This is a genomic window from Enterobacter sp. H2G27 (assembly GCF_054403075.1).
Genome location: NZ_JBSVSI010000001.1, coordinates 356,151 through 377,427, shown reverse-complemented (window position 1 = coordinate 377,427; position 21,277 = coordinate 356,151). Strand labels below are relative to the sequence as shown.

At 58.8% G+C, this 21,277-nt stretch carries 19 protein-coding genes; 15 read left to right on the top strand and 4 right to left on the bottom strand.

The features are described from left to right. Positions 1-86 precede the first annotated feature (86 nt). Both tsr and hpaR read right to left on the bottom strand, forming a co-directional pair. Positions 87-1,751 (bottom strand): methyl-accepting chemotaxis protein, encoded by a 1,665-nt coding sequence (tsr, locus tag ACW9E7_RS01735; protein WP_458727167.1) that lies wholly within the window; start codon positions 1,749-1,751, stop codon positions 87-89. 83 nt (positions 1,752-1,834) lie between these two features. Beyond that, positions 1,835-2,275 carry a homoprotocatechuate degradation operon regulator HpaR gene (gene hpaR / locus ACW9E7_RS01730; protein ID WP_045907716.1) on the bottom strand — a complete coding sequence of 147 codons (441 nt, stop codon included), beginning with the start codon at positions 2,273-2,275 and terminating at the stop codon, positions 1,835-1,837. 270 nt (positions 2,276-2,545) lie between these two features. On the opposite strand from hpaR, the gene hpaG reads away from it, so the two are divergent. From hpaG to yjiA, 14 genes are all read left to right on the top strand, one after another. Beyond that, positions 2,546-3,823 (top strand): 4-hydroxyphenylacetate degradation bifunctional isomerase/decarboxylase, encoded by a 1,278-nt coding sequence (gene hpaG / locus ACW9E7_RS01725; RefSeq protein WP_458727166.1) that lies wholly within the window; start codon positions 2,546-2,548, stop codon positions 3,821-3,823. Beyond that, positions 3,820-5,286, top strand: a complete 1,467-nt coding sequence (hpaE, locus tag ACW9E7_RS01720; RefSeq protein ID WP_025912116.1) for a 5-carboxymethyl-2-hydroxymuconate semialdehyde dehydrogenase — start codon at positions 3,820-3,822, stop codon at positions 5,284-5,286. The genes hpaG and hpaE overlap by 4 nt, the downstream gene beginning before the upstream one ends. A gap of 2 nt (positions 5,287-5,288) precedes the next feature. After that, positions 5,289-6,140: a 3,4-dihydroxyphenylacetate 2,3-dioxygenase gene (gene hpaD, locus ACW9E7_RS01715; protein ID WP_133293729.1), complete on the top strand. Its 852-nt coding sequence runs from the start codon at positions 5,289-5,291 to the stop codon at positions 6,138-6,140. 9 nt (positions 6,141-6,149) lie between these two features. Further along, positions 6,150-6,530 carry a 5-carboxymethyl-2-hydroxymuconate Delta-isomerase gene (locus ACW9E7_RS01710; RefSeq protein WP_115876536.1) on the top strand — a complete coding sequence of 127 codons (381 nt, stop codon included), beginning with the start codon at positions 6,150-6,152 and terminating at the stop codon, positions 6,528-6,530. 67 nt (positions 6,531-6,597) lie between these two features. After that, positions 6,598-7,401, top strand: coding sequence for a 2-oxo-hept-4-ene-1,7-dioate hydratase (gene hpaH / locus ACW9E7_RS01705; RefSeq protein ID WP_458727165.1), 804 nt, complete (start codon positions 6,598-6,600; stop codon positions 7,399-7,401). A gap of 9 nt (positions 7,402-7,410) precedes the next feature. Continuing rightward, positions 7,411-8,208, top strand: a complete 798-nt coding sequence (hpaI, locus tag ACW9E7_RS01700; protein WP_458727164.1) for a 4-hydroxy-2-oxoheptanedioate aldolase — start codon at positions 7,411-7,413, stop codon at positions 8,206-8,208. 21 nt (positions 8,209-8,229) lie between these two features. Beyond that, complete coding sequence (gene hpaX / locus ACW9E7_RS01695; RefSeq protein WP_458727163.1) at positions 8,230-9,582, top strand: 4-hydroxyphenylacetate permease; 1,353 nt, start codon at positions 8,230-8,232, stop codon at positions 9,580-9,582. Further along, complete coding sequence (hpaA, locus tag ACW9E7_RS01690; protein WP_458727162.1) at positions 9,554-10,444, top strand: 4-hydroxyphenylacetate catabolism regulatory protein HpaA; 891 nt, start codon at positions 9,554-9,556, stop codon at positions 10,442-10,444. Before hpaX ends, hpaA begins: the two co-directional genes overlap by 29 nt. Positions 10,445-10,639: 195 nt before the next feature. Next, a complete protein-coding gene (hpaB, locus tag ACW9E7_RS01685) occupies positions 10,640-12,202 on the top strand; it encodes a 4-hydroxyphenylacetate 3-monooxygenase, oxygenase component (protein WP_008501307.1) in 1,563 nt (520 codons plus the stop codon). Between the two features lie 17 nt (positions 12,203-12,219). Further along, positions 12,220-12,732 carry a 4-hydroxyphenylacetate 3-monooxygenase reductase subunit gene (locus ACW9E7_RS01680; protein WP_111964122.1) on the top strand — a complete coding sequence of 171 codons (513 nt, stop codon included), beginning with the start codon at positions 12,220-12,222 and terminating at the stop codon, positions 12,730-12,732. Positions 12,733-12,911: 179 nt separating this feature from the next. Next, positions 12,912-13,829: a helix-turn-helix transcriptional regulator gene (locus tag ACW9E7_RS01675; RefSeq protein WP_115876541.1), complete on the top strand. Its 918-nt coding sequence runs from the start codon at positions 12,912-12,914 to the stop codon at positions 13,827-13,829. 191 nt (positions 13,830-14,020) lie between these two features. Next, entirely contained in the window at positions 14,021-16,174 is a 2,154-nt protein-coding gene (locus ACW9E7_RS01670; protein WP_111964124.1) for a carbon starvation CstA family protein, read from the top strand. Between the two features lie 65 nt (positions 16,175-16,239). Beyond that, positions 16,240-16,443, top strand: coding sequence for a YbdD/YjiX family protein (locus tag ACW9E7_RS01665; protein WP_003856610.1), 204 nt, complete (start codon positions 16,240-16,242; stop codon positions 16,441-16,443). 10 nt (positions 16,444-16,453) lie between these two features. After that, the gene (yjiA, locus tag ACW9E7_RS01660; RefSeq protein WP_115876542.1) at positions 16,454-17,407 is read left to right on the top strand and encodes a GTPase; all 954 of its coding nucleotides are present in this window, start codon (positions 16,454-16,456) and stop codon (positions 17,405-17,407) included. 62 nt (positions 17,408-17,469) lie between these two features. On the opposite strand, the gene ACW9E7_RS01655 is transcribed toward yjiA, so the two are convergent. After that, positions 17,470-18,828, bottom strand: coding sequence for an esterase-like activity of phytase family protein (locus ACW9E7_RS01655; protein WP_458727161.1), 1,359 nt, complete (start codon positions 18,826-18,828; stop codon positions 17,470-17,472). A gap of 410 nt (positions 18,829-19,238) precedes the next feature. Here ACW9E7_RS01655 and ACW9E7_RS01650 point away from each other — a divergent pair, with 410 nt between their 5' ends. Continuing rightward, positions 19,239-19,784, top strand: a complete 546-nt coding sequence (locus ACW9E7_RS01650; RefSeq protein ID WP_133293723.1) for a YfaZ family outer membrane protein — start codon at positions 19,239-19,241, stop codon at positions 19,782-19,784. A gap of 51 nt (positions 19,785-19,835) precedes the next feature. On the opposite strand, the gene ACW9E7_RS01645 is transcribed toward ACW9E7_RS01650, so the two are convergent. Continuing rightward, positions 19,836-21,206, bottom strand: a complete 1,371-nt coding sequence (locus tag ACW9E7_RS01645) for an NAD-dependent succinate-semialdehyde dehydrogenase (RefSeq protein ID WP_458727160.1) — start codon at positions 21,204-21,206, stop codon at positions 19,836-19,838. Positions 21,207-21,277: the final 71 nt, after the last annotated feature.

The following is a 21,277-nucleotide window of genomic DNA, read 5'->3' as shown; positions in this document are numbered from 1 at the left end:
CCGGTAGCGCTGCGCTTACCGGGCCTACAAAACCACGAACCGTAGGCCGGGTAAGGCGCAGCCGCCACCCGGCACAACATATGGCGTTAGAAGGTTTCCCAGTTATCACCTGCATCAGCGGTAACCGTTTTACTCGCCATCGCCGGTGCTGCAACGGTTTTCGCTGAAGCGAATTCGCGCGCTTTCATCTGCTCCTGCTGAATGCGGAATACCGCCACGGCCTGCGTCAGACGGCTTGCCTGCTCTTCCAGTGCGGCCGCCGCTGCGGCAGATTCCTCAACCAGCGAGGCGTTCTGCTGGGTCACGCGATCCATCTCGGCTACCGCCAGGCCCACCTGGTCGATACCGCGGCTCTGCTCGTCAGACGCAGAGGCGATTTCACCCATGATGTCCGTTACGCGGGTAACCGCGTTCACGATCTCACCCATTGTTTCACCGGCGCTTTCGACCAGCGTTGAACCCACTTCCACGCGACCCACGGAGTCTTCAATCAGGCTCTTGATCTCGCGTGCCGCCTGGGCGCTGCGCTGGGCCAGGTTACGCACTTCACCTGCCACCACCGCGAAACCACGGCCCTGCTCGCCCGCACGCGCCGCTTCTACCGCCGCGTTCAGTGCCAGAATGTTGGTCTGGAAAGCAATGCCGTCGATCACGCTGATAATGTCGGCAATTTTCTGCGAACTGCCCGCGATATCGCGCATGGTCTGCACCACGTTATCCACCACTTTGCCGCCTTTCTGCGCGGTTTCGGAGGCGCTCAGCGCAAGATGGCTTGCCTGACGAGCGTTCTCGGCGTTCTGCTTAACGGTCGCCGTCAGCTGCTCCATGCTGGCAGCGGTCTCTTCCAGGGAAGCGGCCTGCTGTTCAGTACGGGAGGAGAGGTCGTTGTTGCCCATCGCGATTTCACTCGCGCCGCTGTAGATCGCATTCGCGCCGTTACGCACGTCTCCAACGGTACGCACCAGTTCGCCCTGCATATGACGCAGCGAGTCGGCCAGTTCACCCATCTCGTTGGTGCCCTGAACCTCAATGCGCTTCACCAGGTCGCCGCTGGCGATATGGCGAATGTTGTCGATCAGACGATTCAGCGGAGAGATCAGCGTCTGCTTGATGTTCAGCCAGACGGCCACGATCACCACCAGCACGGCAATCAGGACGCTAATCAGCACCCAGATAGCCTGGCTGTAGGAGCTGTTGCTGTCTTCGACCGCCGTCTGATACAGCTTGTCGTTCTGCTGCAGGTAGCTCACGTACTGCTTCTCAAAACCGTCCTGATAGCTCTGGGTCGGCTGGTCGAAGAAGGCGTTGATTTTGCCAGCGCCCAGCAGCTGAATCAGCTCCGCCAGCGCGCCGTGGTAAATATCATAGTTACGCTTGATCTCCATGGCATCCGCATCGCTTTGACGCGGATCGCGCGGCAGGGCCTCATAGGCAGCCCAGTTTTTTTCCGCCTGTTTCAGAGACGCAGACGCGATTTGCATCAAATCGTTCACGGTCGCGCCGCTGCCGATATTGCTCTGATCCATCATGTAGCGGATACCCGCGCGGTTCAGGGTATTACGGGTTTGCAGCAACGCTACCCAGCTGGCGTTCAGCGTGGACTGTTGCTGGCGAATGGTTTGCAGGACGGTGAAATTCTCTTTGTCATTCTTCAGAGCATTAAAGAAAAGACCACCGGATGTGAGTTGTAAAAGGCCAAATATCGCTAAAACCAGCATTAAGCTGGTGACAATCTTGATACGGTTTAACATGTTTTCTCTTTCCTCAGACAGATACAGAATTTTCGGCCTGGAAAGGGAAAACTTTACGAAATTCATCCTGGAATTTGTGGTTTTTACTCTTCATCCCGCGCTGCGTTATGACGGTTTCCGAGTTCAATAAACTCTTCCAGCAGCGCCGTCAGCTGTTTCATCTTCTCCGGCGTATATTCCGCCTCAATCTGCTGATACGCCTCTTCCACCTGCGCCTGGGCGTGTTCATACAGCGCATTTCCCTCTTTGGTCAGCGATACGTACAGCTTGCGCTGGTCGTTCACCGGCTTCAAGCGCAGCACCAGGCCGTCGCGCTCCATGCGCGTCAGGATGCCGGTCAGGCTCGGGCGCAGGATGCAGGTGCGAAACGCCAGATCGTGAAAATCCATCGACGGATGTTCAGCCAGCACGCGCACAATGCGCCACTGCTGCTCGGTCAGGTTATGGCGCTTCACGATTGGGCGGAAGTACGACATCGCCGCTTCCCGCGCCTGCAGCAGGGCGATGGTTAATGAATCATGCATAGCGTCTCCCCTTTACATCATTAACAAGTAAACAATCACTAAAAGATGTTTTTATAAACAATGCGTTTTCCGTCAAAAAGTCTAACAGAAACCCGTCAATTTTATTAACTCCATGATTTAAATATCAATAAAACCCAATATGTAAATTTATTGTTATTCATATCACAATTTTTTCACTTCTGATTGCGAAATAAACAGCAAAAGCATAAAAACAGATCATTAACATATTAATGAAATCCAAGCCGGACATCCGGCCTGAGGAGTATGTGAATGAAAGGTACCGTTTTTGCCGTCGCCCTCAACCATCAAAGCCAGCGTGAAGCCTGGCGTGAGGCCTTTGAAAAAGCCCCCTACAACACGCCGCCGAAAACGGCGGTGTGGTTTATCAAACCGCATAACACCGTGATTCGCGCGTGCGAGCCCATTCCGTTCCCGCAGGGGGAAACGGTGCTGAGCGGCGCGACGGTGGCGCTGGTCGTGGGCAAAACAGCCAGCAAGGTGCGCGTGGAGGACGCCGCGGAATACATTGCGGGATACGCGCTCGCCAACGAGGTGAGCCTGCCGGAAGAGAGCTTCTACCGCCCGGCCATCAGGGCGAAATGCCGTGACGGATTTTGCCCGCTCGGTGAAATGGTCGCCGTTGGTAACGTGGATAACCTGACCATCATCACCGAGATCAACGGCCGCGAAGCGGACCACTGGAACACGGCCGACCTTCAGCGTACCGCAGCCGAACTGCTGAGCGCCCTGAGCGAGTTCGCTACCCTCAATCCCGGCGATGCGATATTGCTCGGTACCCCGCAAAGCCGCGTTGAGATCCGCCCGGGCGATCGGGTGCGTATTCTGGCGGCAGGGTTTCCGCCGCTGGAAAACCCGGTGGTGGACGAGCGCGACGTCACTTTTGCGCACAGCACGCCGCCGCACGCCACGCTGTTTGCCCTCGGCCTGAACTATGCCGACCACGCCAGCGAGCTGGACTTCAAGCCGCCCACCGAGCCGCTGGTCTTTATCAAAGCGCCAAACACCTTCAACGGCGACGGCCAGACGTCGGTGCGCCCGAACAATATCGAGTACATGCACTATGAAGCGGAGCTGGTGGTGGTCATCGGCAAAACCGCGCGTAAGGTGAGCGAAGCCGAGGCGATGGACTATGTTGCGGGCTACACGGTCTGCAACGACTACGCCATCCGCGACTACCTGGAAAACTACTACCGCCCGAACCTGCGGGTAAAAAGCCGCGACGGGCTGACCCCCATTTCCCCAAACGTCGTGCCAAAAGAAGCCATTCCCGACCCGCACAACCTCGCCCTGCGCACCTTCGTCAACGGCGAGCTGCGTCAGGAAGGCACCACGGCGGATCTGATCTTCAGCATCCCGTACCTGATCGCCTACCTGAGCGACTTTATGACCCTGCAGCCGGGCGACATGATTGCCACCGGCACGCCGAAGGGGCTCTCCGACGTGGTGCCGGGCGATGAGGTGGTGGTGGAAGTGGAAGGCGTGGGACGCCTGGTGAACCGAATTGTGAGTGAGGAGACGGCAAAATGAAAAAGATTAACCACTGGATCAACGGTAAAAACGTCGCGGGCAGCGACTACTTCCACACCACTAACCCGGCCTCCGGCGAGGTCCTGGCAGAAGTGGCCTCAGGCGGAGAAGCCGAAATCCATCAGGCCGTTGCCGCCGCCAAAGAGGCGTTTCCGAAGTGGGCTAATCTGCCGATGAAGGAGCGCGCGCGCCTGATGCGTCGTCTGGGCGATCTGATCGACCAGAACGTGCCGGAGATCGCCGCCATGGAAACCGCCGATACCGGGCTGCCGATCCACCAGACCAAAAACGTGCTCATTCCGCGCGCCTCGCACAACTTCGAGTTCTTCGCCGAGGTGTGCCAGCAGATGAACGGTAAAACCTACCCGGTCGACGACAAGATGCTCAACTACACCCTGGTGCAGCCGGTGGGCGTCTGCGCGCTGGTGTCGCCGTGGAACGTGCCGTTTATGACCGCCACCTGGAAGGTCGCGCCGTGCCTCGCCTTAGGTAATACCGCGGTGCTGAAAATGTCTGAACTCTCCCCGCTAACCGCCGACCGTCTGGGCGAACTGGCCCTCGAAGCGGGTATTCCGGCGGGCGTGCTGAACGTCGTTCAGGGCTATGGCGCCACGGCAGGCGACGCGCTGGTGCGTCATCACGACGTGCGCGCGGTCTCCTTCACCGGCGGTACCGCCACCGGACGCAACATCATGAAAAACGCCGGGCTGAAGAAGTACTCCATGGAGCTGGGCGGCAAATCCCCGGTGCTGATTTTTGAAGACGCCGACATCGAGCGCGCGCTGGACGCCGCCCTGTTCACCATCTTCTCCATCAACGGCGAGCGCTGCACCGCGGGCTCGCGCATCTTTATCCAGCAGAGCATCTACCCGGAATTCGTCAAGCGATTCGCCGAGCGCGCCAACCGCCTGCGCGTGGGCGACCCGACCGATCCGAACACCCAGATTGGCGCGCTGATTAGCCAGCAGCACTGGGAAAAAGTCTCCGGCTACATCCGCCTCGGCATCGAGGAAGGCGCAACCCTGCTGGCGGGCGGCCCGGACAAACCGACCGACCTGCCTGCGCACCTGAAGGGCGGCAATTTCCTGCGCCCGACCGTGCTGGCGGACGTCGACAACCGCATGCGCGTGGCGCAGGAGGAGATCTTCGGGCCGGTGGCCTGCCTGCTGCCGTTCAAGGACGAAGCGGAAGGGCTGCGCCTGGCCAACGACGTGGAGTACGGCCTGGCGTCGTACATCTGGACCCAGGACGTCAGCAAGGTGCTGCGTCTGGCGCGCAATATCGAAGCGGGCATGGTGTTCGTCAACACCCAGAACGTGCGCGACCTGCGCCAGCCGTTTGGCGGCGTGAAGGCCTCCGGCACCGGCCGCGAGGGCGGCGAGTACAGCTTCGAGGTATTCGCGGAGATGAAGAACGTCTGCATCTCCATGGGCGACCATCCGATTCCAAAGTGGGGGATCTGAGCATGGGTAAATTAGCGTTAGCGGCGAAAATCACCCACGTACCGTCGATGTATCTCTCCGAACTGCCGGGCAAAAACCACGGCTGCCGCCAGGGCGCTATCGATGGGCATAAAGAAATTAGCAAGCGCTGCCGGGAGCTGGGCGTCGATACCATTATCGTCTTCGACACCCACTGGCTGGTGAACAGCGCGTACCACATCAACTGTGCGGACCATTTTTCGGGCGTCTACACCAGCAACGAGCTGCCGCACTTTATCCGCGACATGACCTACGACTACGACGGCAATCCGGAACTCGGCCAGCTCATCGCCGACGAGGCGGTGAAGCTCGGCGTGCGCGCCAAAGCGCACAACATCCCGAGCCTGAAGCTGGAGTATGGCACGCTGGTGCCGATGCGCTACATGAACGCGGATAAGCACTTCAGGGTGGTCTCCATCTCGGCGTTTTGCACGGTTCACGACTTCGCCGACAGCCGCAGGCTGGGCGAGGCCATCGTCAGCGCCATCGAAAAATATGACGGCACCGTGGCGGTGCTCGCCAGCGGCTCGCTGTCGCACCGCTTTATCGACGACCAGCGCGCCGAGGAAGGGATGAACAGCTACACCCGGGAGTTCGACCGCCAGATGGACGAGCGCGTGGTGAAGCTGTGGCGCGAGGGTCAGTTTAAAGAGTTTTGCAGCATGCTGCCGGAATACGCCGACTACTGCTACGGCGAGGGCAACATGCACGACACGGTGATGCTGCTGGGCATGCTCGGCTGGGACAAATACGACGGCAAGGTGGAGTTTCTCACCGAGCTGTTCGCCAGCTCCGGAACCGGCCAGGTCAACGCCGTTTTCCCACTGCCCGCCTAAGGAGCCACCATGCCGCACTTTATTGCTGAATGTACCGACAACATCCGCGAGCAGGCCGACCTGCCGGGGCTGTTCGCCAAAGTTAACGAGGCGCTGGCCGCCACGGGCATCTTCCCCATCGGCGGCATCCGCAGCCGCGCCCACTGGCTGGACACCTGGCAGATGGCTGACGGCAGGCACGATTACGCCTTTGTCCATATGACGCTGAAGATCGGCGCCGGGCGCAGCCTGGAGAGCCGGGAAGCCGTGGGGGAGATGCTGTTTGGCCTTATCAAAGCGCACTTCGCGGAGCTGATGGCGAGCCGCTACCTGGCGCTGTCGTTCGAGCTTGACGAGCTGCACCCGACCCTTAATTACAAACAGAACAACGTGCACGCGCTGTTTAAGTAATACCGGCACGGTCAGTCCCCTCTCCCACAGGGAGAGGGTGAAAACAAAGATAAAACAGGATATCGCCATGCTCGACAAACATACCCATACTCTGATCGCCCATCGTCTGCATCAGGCGGAACAGTCCCGGGAGCAGATCCGCGCGATCTCGCTGGACTACCCGGAGATTACCATTGAAGACGCCTACGCCGTCCAGCGCGAATGGGTCAGCCTGAAAATCGCCGAAGGCCGCGTGCTGAAGGGCCACAAGATCGGCCTGACCTCCAAAGCGATGCAGGCCAGCTCGCAGATCAGCGAGCCGGACTACGGCGCGCTGCTGGACGACATGTTCTTCCACGACGGCAGCGACATCCCGGTCGACCGCTTCATCGTCCCGCGCATTGAAGTGGAGCTGGCCTTCGTGCTGGCAAAACCGCTGCGCGGCCCGAACTGCACTATCTTCGACGTCTACAACGCCACGGATTACGTCATCCCCGCGCTGGAGCTGATCGACGCCCGCTGCCACAACGTCGACCCGGAGACCCAGCGCCCGCGCAAGGTGTTCGACACCATCTCGGATAACGCCGCCAACGCGGGGGTGATCCTCGGCGGCCGTCCGATTAAGCCCGACGAGCTGGACCTGCGCTGGATCTCCGCCCTGCTCTACCGCAACGGCGTGATCGAAGAGACCGGCGTGGCCGCAGGCGTCCTTAACCACCCGGCCAACGGCGTGGCGTGGCTGGCCAACAAGCTTGCGCCGTACGACGTGCAGCTTGAGCCGGGGCAAATCATCCTCGGCGGCTCGTTTACCCGCCCGGTGCCCGCCAGCAGAGGCGACACCTTCCACGTCGACTATAGCAGCATGGGCTCCATCAGCTGCCGTTTTGTCTAGGAGATAGCCATGCAAAATGCATTCAAAGCGGCGCTGCAGGCGGGCCGTCCGCAAATCGGGTTATGGCTGGGGCTGACCAGCAGCTACAGCGCCGAGCTGCTGGCCGGGGCAGGCTTCGACTGGCTGCTGATCGACGGCGAGCACGCGCCGAACAGCGTGCAGACCGTCTTAACCCAGCTGCAGGCTATCGCTCCTTATCCAAGCCAGCCGGTGGTCCGCCCGTCGTGGAACGACCCGGTGCAGATCAAACAGCTGCTGGACGTGGGCGCGCAAACCCTGCTGGTGCCGATGGTGCAAAACGCCGACGAAGCGCGGCTGGCGGTACGTGCCACCCGCTACCCGCCTGCGGGCATTCGCGGGGTGGGCAGCGCCCTGGCGCGCGCGTCGCGCTGGAACCGCGTTCCCGATTACCTGCAGCAGGCCAACGACGCCATGTGCGTGCTGGTGCAGATTGAAACCCGCGAGGCGCTGAAAAACCTGCCGCAGATCCTGGACGTGGAAGGCGTCGACGGCGTGTTTATCGGCCCGGCGGATCTGAGCGCCGACATGGGCTTTGCCGGCAATCCGCAGCACCCGGAGGTGCAGGCCGCCATTGAGCAGGCGATCGCGCAGATACGCGCCACCGGTAAAGCACCCGGCATCCTGATGGCGAACGAGCCGCTGGCAAAACGCTATCTTGAACTCGGCGCGCTGTTTGTTGCCGTCGGCGTCGACACCACTCTGCTTGCCCGCGGCGCGGAAGCGCTGGCGGCACGCTTTATCGAAACACCGGTTACGTCAGTTCATAACAATAAATCCGTCTACTAAACGTAAGATCTGGAGCGCACCATGACGACCTCTACCCTGCAAGCCCATGATAATAAAGCTGTTGAACACCGCGTCATTCACAAGCTGTTCCGACGCCTGATCGTCTTTCTCTTTATCCTGTTTGTCTTCTCGTTCCTCGATCGCATCAACATCGGCTTCGCCGGGCTGACGATGGGTAAAGATCTTGGCCTCACGTCAACCATGTTTGGCCTGGCCGCGACGCTGTTTTACGTCACCTACGTGCTGTGCGGCATCCCGAGCAACATCATGCTGGCGAAGATCGGCGCACGCCGCTGGATCGCCGGGATCATGGTGGTGTGGGGAGTTGCCTCTACCTGCACCATGTTCGCCACCAGCCCCGAAACCCTCTACGTCCTGCGCATGCTGGTGGGCATTGCCGAAGCGGGTTTCCTGCCGGGGATTCTGGTCTATCTCACCTGGTGGTTCCCGGCCTATCACCGCGCCCGCGCCAACGCGCTGTTCATGATCGCCATGCCGGTAACCATGATGCTCGGCTCGATCCTCTCCGGGTACATTCTGGCGATGGACGGGCTGTGGAACCTCAAGGGCTGGCAGTGGCTGTTCCTGCTGGAGGGGCTGCCATCGGTGGTGCTCGGCGTGGTGACCTGGTTTTACCTCAACGACACGCCGGACCAGGCCACCTGGCTGGATGAGGACGAAAAGCAGGCGCTGAAAACGATGATCGCCCGCGAGCAGGAGGTCGCGATTGCCCAATCCGTCACGCCGCGTTCCACGCTGCGCGAGGTGCTCACGCCCGCCGTGCTGCTCTACACGCTGGCCTACTTCTGCCTGACCAATACGCTGAGTGCAATCAACATCTGGACGCCGCAGATCCTGCAAAGCTTTAACACGGGAAGCAGCAACATCGTCATCGGTCTGCTGGCGGCGATCCCGCAGTTCTGCACCATCCTCGGGATGATCTGGTGGAGCCGCCGTTCCGACAGGCTGAAAGAGCGAAAAAAGCACACCATCCTGCCGTACCTGTTCGCCGCGGCGGGATGGATGCTGGCCTCCGCGACGGATCACAGCCTGATCCAGCTGCTTGGCATCATCATGGCCTCAACCGGATCGTTTACCGCCATGGCGATATTCTGGACCACGCCGGATCGGGTTATTAGCCTGCAGTCCCGCGCGGTGGCGCTGGCGGTGATCAACGCCATCGGCAACGTCGGCTCCGCCGTCAGCCCGCTGCTGATTGGGATCCTGCGCGACGCGACCGGCAGCTTCAGCTCGGGGCTGTGGTTTGTGGCCGGGCTGCTGGTGGTCGGCGCGCTGGTGCTGACGCGCATTCCGATGACGCAGCGGGATCAACAGAGGAACGATCGTGTGCCAGAACCCTATCGCCAACATTGATATCAGCAAGGAGTACGACGAAAGTCTGGGCACCGACGATGTGCACTACCAGTCATTTGCCCGCATGGCGGCCTTTTTTGGCCGCGACATGCAGGCGCATCGTCACGACCAGTACTTTCAGATGCACTTTCTCGATACCGGGCAGATTGAGCTCCAGCTCGACGATCACCGCTATTCGGTGCAGGCCCCGCTGTTCGTCCTCACGCCGCCGTCGGTGCCGCACGCGTTTATCACCGAATCCGACAGCGACGGTCACGTGCTGACGGTGCGCGAGGATCTGATCTGGCCGCTGCTGGAGGTGCTCTACCCCGGCACGCGGGAGGCGTTTGGCCTGCCGGGGATCTGCCTCTCGCTGGCCGACAGGCCGGACGAGCTGGCGGCGCTGAAGCACTACTGGCAGCTGATCGCCCGCGAATCCACGGAACAGCTGCCCGGGCGCGGGCATACCCTGGTCCTGCTGGCGCAGGCGGTGTTTACCCTGCTGCTGCGCAACGCGAAGCTCGACGACCACGCTTCGGGCGGCATGCGCGGCGAGCTGAAGCTGTTCCAGCGCTTTACCCAGCTGATTGATGCGCACTACCACCAGCACTGGACGGTGCCGGAATACGCCAGCGAGCTGCACCTGACCGAATCCCGCCTGACCGATATCTGCCGCCGCTTCGCCAACCGCCCGCCAAAACGGCTGATCTTCGACCGCCAGCTGCGGGAGGCCAGGCGCCTGCTGCTCTTCTCCGACAGCACGGTCAGCGAAATTGCCTGGCAGCTGGGGTTCAAAGATCCGGCCTATTTCGCCCGCTTTTTTAACCGCTTAGTGGGATGCTCGCCCAGCGCGTATCGGGCGCAGAAAGTACCGGTTTCCTGAACGCATCACGGTTCGTAGGGCGGGTAAGCGCAGCGCCACCCGCCGAAAAGCCGCACAGATCACAAAACCACATCCCACCCGAAAAGTACCCGTCGTTGTCCCAATCGTCCCTTCACGTTACGCCCCTCTCAGGCTTCAATTAAACAACAAAAACAAAACATAAATTTAACAACACTATTCCGATACGAGGTCCCTATGAAGCCTGAAGAGTTCCGCGCAGACGCCAAACGCCCGTTAACCGGCGAAGAGTATTTAAAAAGCCTGCAGGACGGTCGTGAGATTTATATCTACGGCGAGCGCGTCAAAGACGTCACTACCCATCCGGCGTTTCGCAACGCGGCGGCCTCCATCGCACAGATGTACGACGCGCTGCACAAGCCGGACATGCAGGACACGCTGTGCTGGGGCACCGACACCGGCAGCGGCGGCTACACCCACAAGTTCTTCCGCGTGGCGAAAAGCGCCGACGACCTGCGCCAGCAGCGCGATGCCATCGCCGAGTGGTCGCGACTGAGCTACGGCTGGATGGGCCGCACGCCGGACTACAAAGCCGCTTTCGGCTGCGCGCTCGGCGCTAACCCGGCCTTCTACGGCCAGTTCGAACAGAACGCCCGGAACTGGTACACCCGCATTCAGGAAACCGGCCTGTACTTCAACCACGCCATCGTTAACCCGCCGATCGACCGCCACAAGCCGGCGGACGAGGTAAAAGACGTTTACATCAAGCTGGAGAAAGAGACCGACGCCGGGATCATCGTCAGCGGCGCGAAAGTGGTGGCCACCAACTCGGCGCTGACCCACTACAACATGATCGGCTTCGGCTCCGCGCAGGTGATGGGCGAAAACCCGGACTTCGCGCTGATGTTCGTCGCGCCGATGGATGCCGAGGGCGTGAAGCTGATCTCCCGCGCCTCTTACGAGATGGTGGCAGGCGCGACCGGCTCCCCTTACGACTACCCGCTCTCCAGCCGCTTTGACGAGAACGACGCGATCCTGGTGATGGATCACGTGCTTATCCCGTGGGAAAACGTGCTCATCTACCGCGATTTCGACCGCTGCCGTCGCTGGACGATGGAAGGCGGTTTCGCCCGCATGTACCCGCTGCAGGCCTGCGTGCGCCTGGCGGTGAAGCTCGACTTCATCACCGCCCTGCTGAAGAAATCCCTGGAGTGCACCGGTACCCTGGAGTTCCGCGGCGTGCAGGCAGATCTCGGCGAAGTGGTGGCCTGGCGCAACATGTTCTGGGCGCTGAGCGACTCCATGTGTTCCGAAGCCACCCCGTGGGTCAACGGCGCGTATCTGCCGGATCACGCCGCGCTGCAAACCTACCGCGTGATGGCGCCGATGGCCTACGCCAAAATCAAGAACATCATCGAGCGTAACGTGACGTCCGGCCTGATTTACCTGCCGTCCAGCGCCCGGGATCTGAACAATCCGCAGATCGACCAGTATCTGGCGAAATACGTGCGCGGCTCCAACGGCATGGATCACGTTGAACGTATCAAGATTTTGAAACTGATGTGGGACGCCATCGGCAGCGAGTTCGGCGGTCGTCACGAGCTGTACGAAATTAACTACTCCGGCAGCCAGGATGAAATTCGCCTGCAGTGTCTGCGCCAGGCGCAGAGCTCCGGCAACATGGACAAGATGATGGCGATGGTCGACCGCTGCATGTCCGAATACGACCAGCACGGCTGGACCGTACCGCACCTGCACAACAACAGCGATATCAACATGCTCGACAAGCTGCTGAAATAGCGCAGCGGGAGGTTGCAATGCATTCAGATGAACAACGCCTGCGTTTTCGCGACGCAATGAGTAGCCTGTCGGCGGCGGTAAACGTGGTCACCACCGAGGGCGAGGCGGGCCGCTGCGGCATTACCGCCACCGCCGTCTGTTCGGTCACGGACACCCCGCCGTCGGTCATGGTGTGCATCAACGCCAACAGCGCCATGAACCCGGTATTCCAGGGCAACGGCAGGCTGTGCGTTAACGTGCTGAACCACGAGCAGGAGATCATGGCTCGCCATTTCGCCGGGATGACCGGTATGACGATGGAAGAGCGCTTTGCACTCTCCTGCTGGCAGAAAGGGCCGCTGGCGCAGCCTGTGCTCAAGGGTGCGCTCGCCAGCCTTGAAGGTGAGATTAGCCAGGTGCAAACCATCGGCACGCATCTTGTCTACCTTGTTGAAGTTAAAAACATTATCCTGAGTGACGCGGGACACGGCCTGATCTACTTCAGGCGCCGTTTCCACCCGGTCATGCTGGAGGCAGAAGCCGCCTTGTGATGCCCCCTCGCGCTGGCCTTTTTTTCCGGCCAGCGCCGCTTTCTACAAAAACTCCTAAGGTTTCCCCTAAATCACGCCGTTATATAGCCATAAGAGAAATTTTCTGTGACTGAATACTGACACTACCTGTCAGTGCATCCGCATCATTCAGCGCATACCTAAATATACAGGATGACCTTATGGCTAAAACGACGCGTAGCCGCTCGGCTGAACGTCTGGTCGATATTCTGGTTGAGCTACATTTAAACGGTGTGGTAAACCGCAGTGCGCTAATGGAGAAATTTAAAATTACCGAGCGTACCGTCTACCGGGATTTAAATGCCCTCTCTCCCATTGTTGAACATTTCGGTAACGGGCTATATCGGCTGATCCATTCTGCACAATCGCCCGGCGGACAAGGCTTACATCACACCCTTGCTAACTTCCTGAATGCTGACAGCTTTTTCCCTGAAAGAAATACGGAATTCTGGCAGAAGCTTGAAACGCGCGTTGACGAAAACCATATTCTTATTCTTGGCAATGAAGCAGAACACACGGTAGAGCGTGATATTCGCCGTCATTTAACGAAAATCGAGAAATCGATTAAAAACCATAATGTTTGTCAGATCGTTTATAAGGGTAAAACCCGTCTGATTAATCCCTATAAACTCATTAACAAAAAAAATATATGGTATTTACAAGCCACCGAAAATAGCCGCCTGAAATCCTTCTCCTTGAGCCAAATTAGCTGGTTTGATATTCAGAAAACGACCTTCACTCCTGAAGAAAATGTTCTTGAGCTGCTGGAGAAAAGCCTCGACCCCTGGGTATCTGAAGATACTTTCGCAGTGAAAATATTTATTAAAGATAATATTTCACATTACTTCCTGCGCCGCGATCTTCTGCCGGAACAGGAGCTGCTGGAGGAGCAACAGGGCGGCGTCACGCTGCGCTGCCAGGCGGCACACGAGAACCAGATCCTGCCGCTGCTGTTCTACTGGCTCCCCCATATTCAGATACTGGAACCGAGCTGGCTGAAGGAGAAGCTCATCAGAACGCTGGAGAACTATCTGGCAGTGGAACGCAACCCGAATAATCAAGTGATCTCAATCACATAATTTCGCCCACTGGCGGCGAGCCGAAACCGCTCGTCGCCGCCTTTGACCGCTCACCCGGCACTTTCAACCACTCATTCATTTACCGTCCTTTACGCGCGCGTTGATCTGGCACGATCGCTCCAGCATTAATCAATACCTCCTCACAACGAACCCTGACCCTTTTTTCTTTACATAAAAAACCAGGTCTTACTATGGATACTAAAAAACTACTGAAGCACGTGCCCTGGGCCTTACTCGGGATCCTCGGCGCTTTTTGTCTGGCGGTTGTCGCATTACGCCGGGGCGAACACGTAAGCGCCCTGTGGATCGTGGTCGCGTCCGTTTCCGTCTATCTTGTGGCTTATCGCTACTACAGCTTATACATCGCGCAGAAGGTCATGAAGCTCGACCCAACGCGCGCCACTCCGGCGGTCATTAACAATGACGGCCTGAACTACGTGCCAACCAACCGCTACGTGCTGTTTGGTCACCACTTTGCCGCTATCGCCGGGGCAGGCCCGCTGGTCGGCCCGGTACTGGCCGCGCAGATGGGCTACCTGCCGGGTACGCTCTGGCTGCTGGCGGGCGTGGTGCTGGCCGGTGCGGTGCAGGACTTTATGGTGCTGTTTATCTCTTCTCGCCGTAACGGCGCCTCTCTGGGTGAGATGGTCAAAGAGGAGATGGGCCGCGTGCCGGGGACTATCGCCCTGTTCGGCTGCTTCCTGATCATGATCATCATCCTCGCGGTGCTGGCCCTGATCGTGGTGAAAGCCCTGGCCGAAAGTCCGTGGGGCGTCTTCACCGTCTGCTCAACCGTGCCGATTGCGCTGTTCATGGGTATCTACATGCGCTTCCTGAGACCGGGACGCGTAGGTGAGGTGTCGGTCATTGGTATCGTGCTGCTGGTGGCCTCTATCTACTTCGGCGGCGTCATCGCGCACGACCCGTACTGGGGCCCGGCGCTGACCTTCAAGGACACCACCATCACCTTCGCGCTGATTGGCTATGCGTTTATCTCCGCGCTGCTGCCGGTCTGGCTGATTCTGGCCCCGCGCGACTACCTGGCGACCTTCCTGAAAATCGGCGTGATCGTCGGGCTGGCAATCGGGATTGTGATCATCAACCCTGAACTGAAAATGCCGGCGGTGACCCAGTACATCGACGGTACCGGTCCGCTGTGGAAAGGCGCCCTGTTCCCGTTCCTGTTCATCACCATCGCCTGCGGTGCGGTCTCCGGCTTCCACGCCCTGATCTCCTCCGGTACCACGCCTAAGCTGCTGGCAAACGAGAAAGACGCACGCCTCATCGGCTACGGCGCCATGCTGATGGAGTCCTTCGTGGCGATCATGGCGCTGGTTGCCGCGTCTATCATCGAACCGGGTCTGTACTTCGCGATGAACACCCCTCCGGCGGGTCTCGGTATTACCATGCCGAACCTGCACGAGATGGGCGGCGACAACGCGGCGCTGATTATGGCGCAGCTGAAAGACGCCAGCGCACACGCGGCGGCGACCGTCAGCTCCTGGGGCTTCGTGATATCGCCTGAGCAGATCATGCAGACGGCGAAAGACATCGGCGAACCGTCCGTGCTGAACCGCGCCGGTGGCGCACCGACGCTGGCTGTCGGTATCGCACACGTGTTCCACAAAGTGCTGCCGTGGGCGGACATGGGCTTCTGGTACCACTTCGGTATTCTGTTCGAAGCGCTATTCATCCTCACCGCGCTGGACGCCGGTACCCGTGCGGGCCGCTTCATGCTGCAGGACCTGCTCGGTAACTTCGTGCCGTTCCTGAAGAAAACCGACTCTCTGGTAGCGGGCATTCTGGGCACGGCGGGCTGCGTCGGCCTTTGGGGCTACCTGCTGTATCAGGGCGTTGTCGACCCGCTCGGCGGCGTGAAGAGCCTGTGGCCGCTGTTCGGTATCTCTAACCAGATGCTGGCGGCTGTAGCTCTGGTGCTCGGTACCGTTGTCCTCGTGAAGATGAAACGCACCAAATACATCTGGGTCACCGTGGTGCCTGCGCTGTGGCTGCTGCTCTGCACCACATGGGCGCTTGGCCTGAAGCTGTTCAGCGCCAACCCGCAGCTGGAAGGCTTCTTCTTCATGGCTAACCAGTACAAAGAGAAGATTGCCGCAGGCGGCGCGGATCTGACCGCCCAGCAGATTGCCAACATGAACCATATCGTGGTGAACAACTATACCAACGCGGGTCTGAGCATTCTGTTCCTGGTGGTGGTGTACAGCATCATCTTCTATGGCATCAAAACCTGGCTGAAAGTGCGTAACGCCGACGGCCGTACGGACAAAGAAACCCCGTACGTGCCGGTGCCTGAAGGCGGCGTGAAGACCTCTTCACACCATTAATCCAGCATGTCACTCCAGGCCCGGATCGCTGCGCGCCACCGGGCTTTTTCTTATCAGGACCCGTTATGTTTGGTAACTTAGGCGAAGCAAAAAAATACCTCGGTCAGGCGGCGAAAATGCTGATTGGCATTCCGGACTATGACAACTACGTTGAGCATATGAAGACCAACCATCCGGATAAGCCGTACATGACCTACACCGAATTCTTCCGCGAGCGTCAGGAAGCGCGCTACGGCGGAAGTGGAGAAGGCGGCGTCCGCTGCTGCTAAAGGAGAGACCATGACCCCGATTGCCGTTACCCTGCTGACCGGTTTCCTCGGCGCCGGTAAAACCACCCTGCTGCGCCACATTTTGAACGAGCAGCACGGCTTCAAAATCGCCGTCATCGAAAACGAATTTGGCGAAGTCTCCGTAGACGACCAGCTGATTGGCGATCGCGCCACGCAGATCAAAACCCTGACCAACGGCTGCATCTGCTGCACCCGCTCTAACGAATTAGAAGATGCCCTGCTGGACCTGCTCGACAGCCGCGATCGCGGGGAAATCGACTTTGACCGCCTGGTGATCGAGTGCACCGGCATGGCCGATCCCGGCCCGATTATTCAGACCTTTTTCTCCCATGAGATCCTTTGTCAGCGCTATCTGCTGGACGGCGTGATTGCCCTGGTTGATGCGGTCCACGCCGACGAACAGATGAACCAGTTCACCATCGCCCAGTCTCAGGTGGGCTACGCCGACCGCATCCTGCTGACCAAAACCGACGTGGCGGGCGAAAGCGAAAAGCTTCGCGAGCGCCTGACCCGCATTAACTCCCGCGCGCCGATTTACACGGTGACGCACGGCGATATCGACCTGTCCCAGCTGTTCAACACCAACGGCTTTATGCTGGAGGAGAACGTCACCGCGAAACCGCGCTTCCACTTTATGGGAGATAAGCAAAACGACGTGGCGTCGATTGTGGTGGAGCTGGATTATCCGGTGGATATCAGCGAGGTCTCCCGCGTGATGGAGAACCTGCTGCTGTCGTTTGCCGACAGGCTGCTGCGCTACAAAGGAATGCTGTGGATTGACGGCGAACCCAACCGCCTGCTGTTCCAGGGCGTGCAGCGCCTGTACAGCGCCGACTGGGACCGACCGTGGGGCGATGAAGCGCCGCACAGCGTGATGGTGTTTATTGGCATCCAACTGCCGGAGGAAGAAATTCGGGCGGCGTTTGCGGGTCTGAAGAAATAACCGCATCGAACATCCCCTCTCCCCTATGGGGAGAGGGCTAGGGTGAGGGGTAAGCCCTGGTATTATTTCACCGCCTCCGGAAGCGTCACAATCCACAGCTCGCTGTCGGACTCCGGCTTCTTCAGCGGCTTCACGCTGAGCGTGGTTTCAACTGGTTTATCATCCAGCGTCAGCTTGCCTTCTGCGTTCACCCGATAATCCTTGAGCTTCTTGCCCTCGACCGGATTTTGCATCGCTACCTTTACGCCAAAGTCGTTATCGTTCGCCACCGCAAGCGTTTTGCTGTCGATCAGCGCCAGCCCTTCGGCCTTCTCCTGCTGCCAGCCCAACGCACGCAGATCGACGACCTGCGTTTTTGCCGCAAGGGTAATGCCGCGCTGCGCCAGGGTTTTCTCATCATCAAACTCAGGGTACTCGCCCGGCTTGTCGAAGGCGGAAAGGTCGCTCGCCTTGCTGAGATCCACCTTGTAAATCAGGTTACGCATTCCGTCGTTTTTATCGCTTCCCTGCTCAATCAGCAGGATGTGCTGGTCATCAAGCGCCACGATATCGCCGATTTTGGCATCGCTGTTTTTGTCGTAGGCCGCGCTGTCGATGGGGTAACCGTACATTGCGGTTTTGCCGGTTGCCGGATCGAAGCTCACCAGACGCGTAAACAGCGCCTGCTTTTTGCTCTTACCGTCGATGTCCAGCGTGCTCTGCACGGCGGCGATAATGCGTCCGTCCGGCATCCGGGTCAGGCCTTCGAAGCCCCGGTTCGGCTGGCGCCATTTGATGATGTTTGGCAGACCGCCCGCGATGGATTTTTCCCCTTCCGCCGCCTGCGGCCCGTGGATCGCCAAGATCTTCCCTTTGCTGTCGACGTTAATCAGGAACGGACCATATTCGTCGCACAGCCAGTAGCCGCCTTTTCCGTCCGGGGTGATGCCTTCTGTGTCCAGGCCACGGTTGTCACCCTTGAGCGTCTTTAAGGTATCGCTGAACGCCACTTCATTGGTGGAACCAATCACGCCGCTTTGCAGCGGCAGACCGTTAATCTCGCCTTTATCGTCATGCAGCGGGCGGGCATCAACCGCCTCCGCTTTGCCGTTCTGGACGCGGATGGTCATCAGCAGCGGCGCGAAATCCGGCGTGACAAATATTTTGGCTTCGCTTTTACCCATTTTTGGCGCATCGGCGTTGGGACCGCGATCGGTCACGGTCGCAAAGGTCAGGGCATCGCCCTGCTTGCCCGTAAACAGCAGGCCGGAGCCGATTCCCACAGGGAGTCCGTTCGGAAACGCATCGGCAAACGCGCCGCTGTAGCTCACGTGGGAGCCTTCAGGGAAGCTGACGACATAGCGCTCAGCAGTGGGCTGCGCCGCGAGGCCAGAGAAAGAGAGCGCACAGCCGATAAGCACAGGAATAATTTTTCTTTTCATATTGTTAGCATCCAGTAAGTGAAGCCAACAACGTAAAGAAGGAACGTGTCAGAAAAATGACATGGCGGAAAGCGACCTGGCGTTGCGGGACGTATAACCACCTCCAGAAATGTAAACCTGTGTCTTAATCTGTGACAACTGAAACACTTTTGGAAATTATTAGAAACTCAATTAATTCAACACGAACTACATTCTCCGGCTCGTTCAGCGTACGTTTAATCAAAACCCTGAACCATCCCTAAACGCGAATGCATTACGTATTGACTCCTTGCCGGCTCAACATTCAACCAACATTTAAAATTCAAAAACCCAACAAAATCAGCTTAAAAACGCGACAAACATCACATTTGCAGTGATAAACAGCTCTTGTTAAGGTGCCCTCAGATTAATTTGATGAAGAGGAAAAACTCATGAAAAAGCTCAACGTTCTCCTTCTTTCCGCTCTGACCGCCGTATCAGGCTCCGCACTGGCCATGGGCGGCAGCATTGAGCAGGGTAAGAACTTCACTAACCTGAACGTCGAAATGGGTAAATCAACCTCTGGTCTGTACACCGAAGGTAGCTGGCTGAAAAACACCGACGACGGCACCACGACCGGTGGCGTGGGTGCAGGCTACAACTTCGAGGTCGGCCCGGTGATGCTGAACGCAGGCGCTAAGGCCCTCTACGTTGGCCCGAAGAAAGGCGATAACGGCGTGGCGTTCCCGGTCGGCGGCGGTGTGAACGTTGCCCTGACCGACAGCATCAGGGTATTCGGTGAAGGCTACGTTGCTCCAGACGGCCTGAACAACAGCGTGAAAAACTACGTTGAAGCGAACGGCGGCGTAAGCTGGACGCCAGTGAAGCCGGTGACGCTGAAGGTGGGTTATCGTCACGTGAGCGTTGATGGCAAAGACGGTCGTCCAAACCACACGCTGGTAGACGGCGCTTACTTCGGCGGCGGCGTGAGCTTCTAATCCACCTGATAAATAAAAAACCTGCCATTCGGCAGGTTTTTTATTACTACGTTACTTACGCACCACCACCAGCTTCTGGTTCACAAATTCTTTAATCCCCAGATCCGACAGCTCGCGTCCGTAACCGGAGCGCTTCACCCCGCCGAACGGCAGCTCCGGTGCGGTATCGGTGAGCCAGTTGATGTACACCATCCCGGTCTCAATCCGCGACGCCATTTTCTTCGCGCGCTCGATATTCTGGCTGAATACCGCCCCGCCCAGGCCGTAGTGGGAGTCGTTAGCCAGCGCGACCGCCTCGTCATCGTTTTTCACCACGTAAATCTGCGCTACCGGGCCGAAGAACTCTTCGAAATACGCCGGGTTATCGCGGGAGATATTCGTCAGGATCGTCGGTTCGAAAAAGCTCCCGTCGCGCTGTACCGGTTTGCCGCCATAGTGCAGCGTCGCGCCGTTTTTCACCGCCTCGTTAACCTGTTTGGTCAACGTTTCTAGCGCATCTTTCGACGACAGCGGCCCCAGCGTGGTGCTTTCGTCCAGCGGATCGCCAATCTTCACCTGCTTAAACGCCTCGGTGAATTTGCTCAGGAAGGCATCCGCAATCTTTTCATGCAGGATAAAGCGCTTCGCCGCGGTGCAGACCTGCCCGGCGTTGTTGAGCCGCGCGTTAACGCCAATTTTCACGGCCTTCTCAAGGTCTGCGTCATCCAGCACCACGAACACGTCGTTACCGCCCAGCTCCAGCGTGGATTTCTTGATATGCTTCGCCGCCTGCGCGGCCACCACGCTGCCAGCCTTTTCGGAGCCGGTTAATGCGGCGCCCTGCACGCGATCGTCGGCAATGATGTTCGCCACCTGCTCGGACGAGATAAACAGGTTGGTCCATGCACCTTCCGGCGCGCCCGCCTCGCGGACCAGATGGGCAAAGGTTTCGGCGCAGTGCGGCACGATGCTGGCATGCTTGGCGATCACCGGGTTACCCGCCGCCAGATTTGGCGCCAGAACGCGCATCAGCTGGTAATACGGGAAGTTCCACGGCTCAACGGCCATTAGCACGCCGATGGGATGATGCTCCACCCACGCTTCCCCGAGTTCGGATTGATACTTCACCGGGGCCAGGAACTGCTTCGCGTTGTCAGCGTAATAGCGGGCGATTTGCGCGCACAGCTTCACTTCGCCGCGGCTCTGTTCGATGAGCTTACCCATCTCCTGGCTGGCGATTTTCGCCAGATCCTCGGTGCGCTCGTCGATTAGGTCGGCAAGCTTATGCAGCACCGGCAGACGCTGGCTGATGTCGCCTTTCGCCCAGTCCGAATGGTAAAGCGCATCGGCCGCCTTCAGCGCCGCTTCGATATCCGCGTCGGTATGCGAGGGGTATTCTTTGATGAGCTGGTTAGTGGCAGGGTTTACTGTCTGATAAGCCATGTCGAATCTCCTTGTTTTACCGCTTAGGGTATTAAGGGTAGTCAACATGACTGGCCGTGGACGTAAAGTTG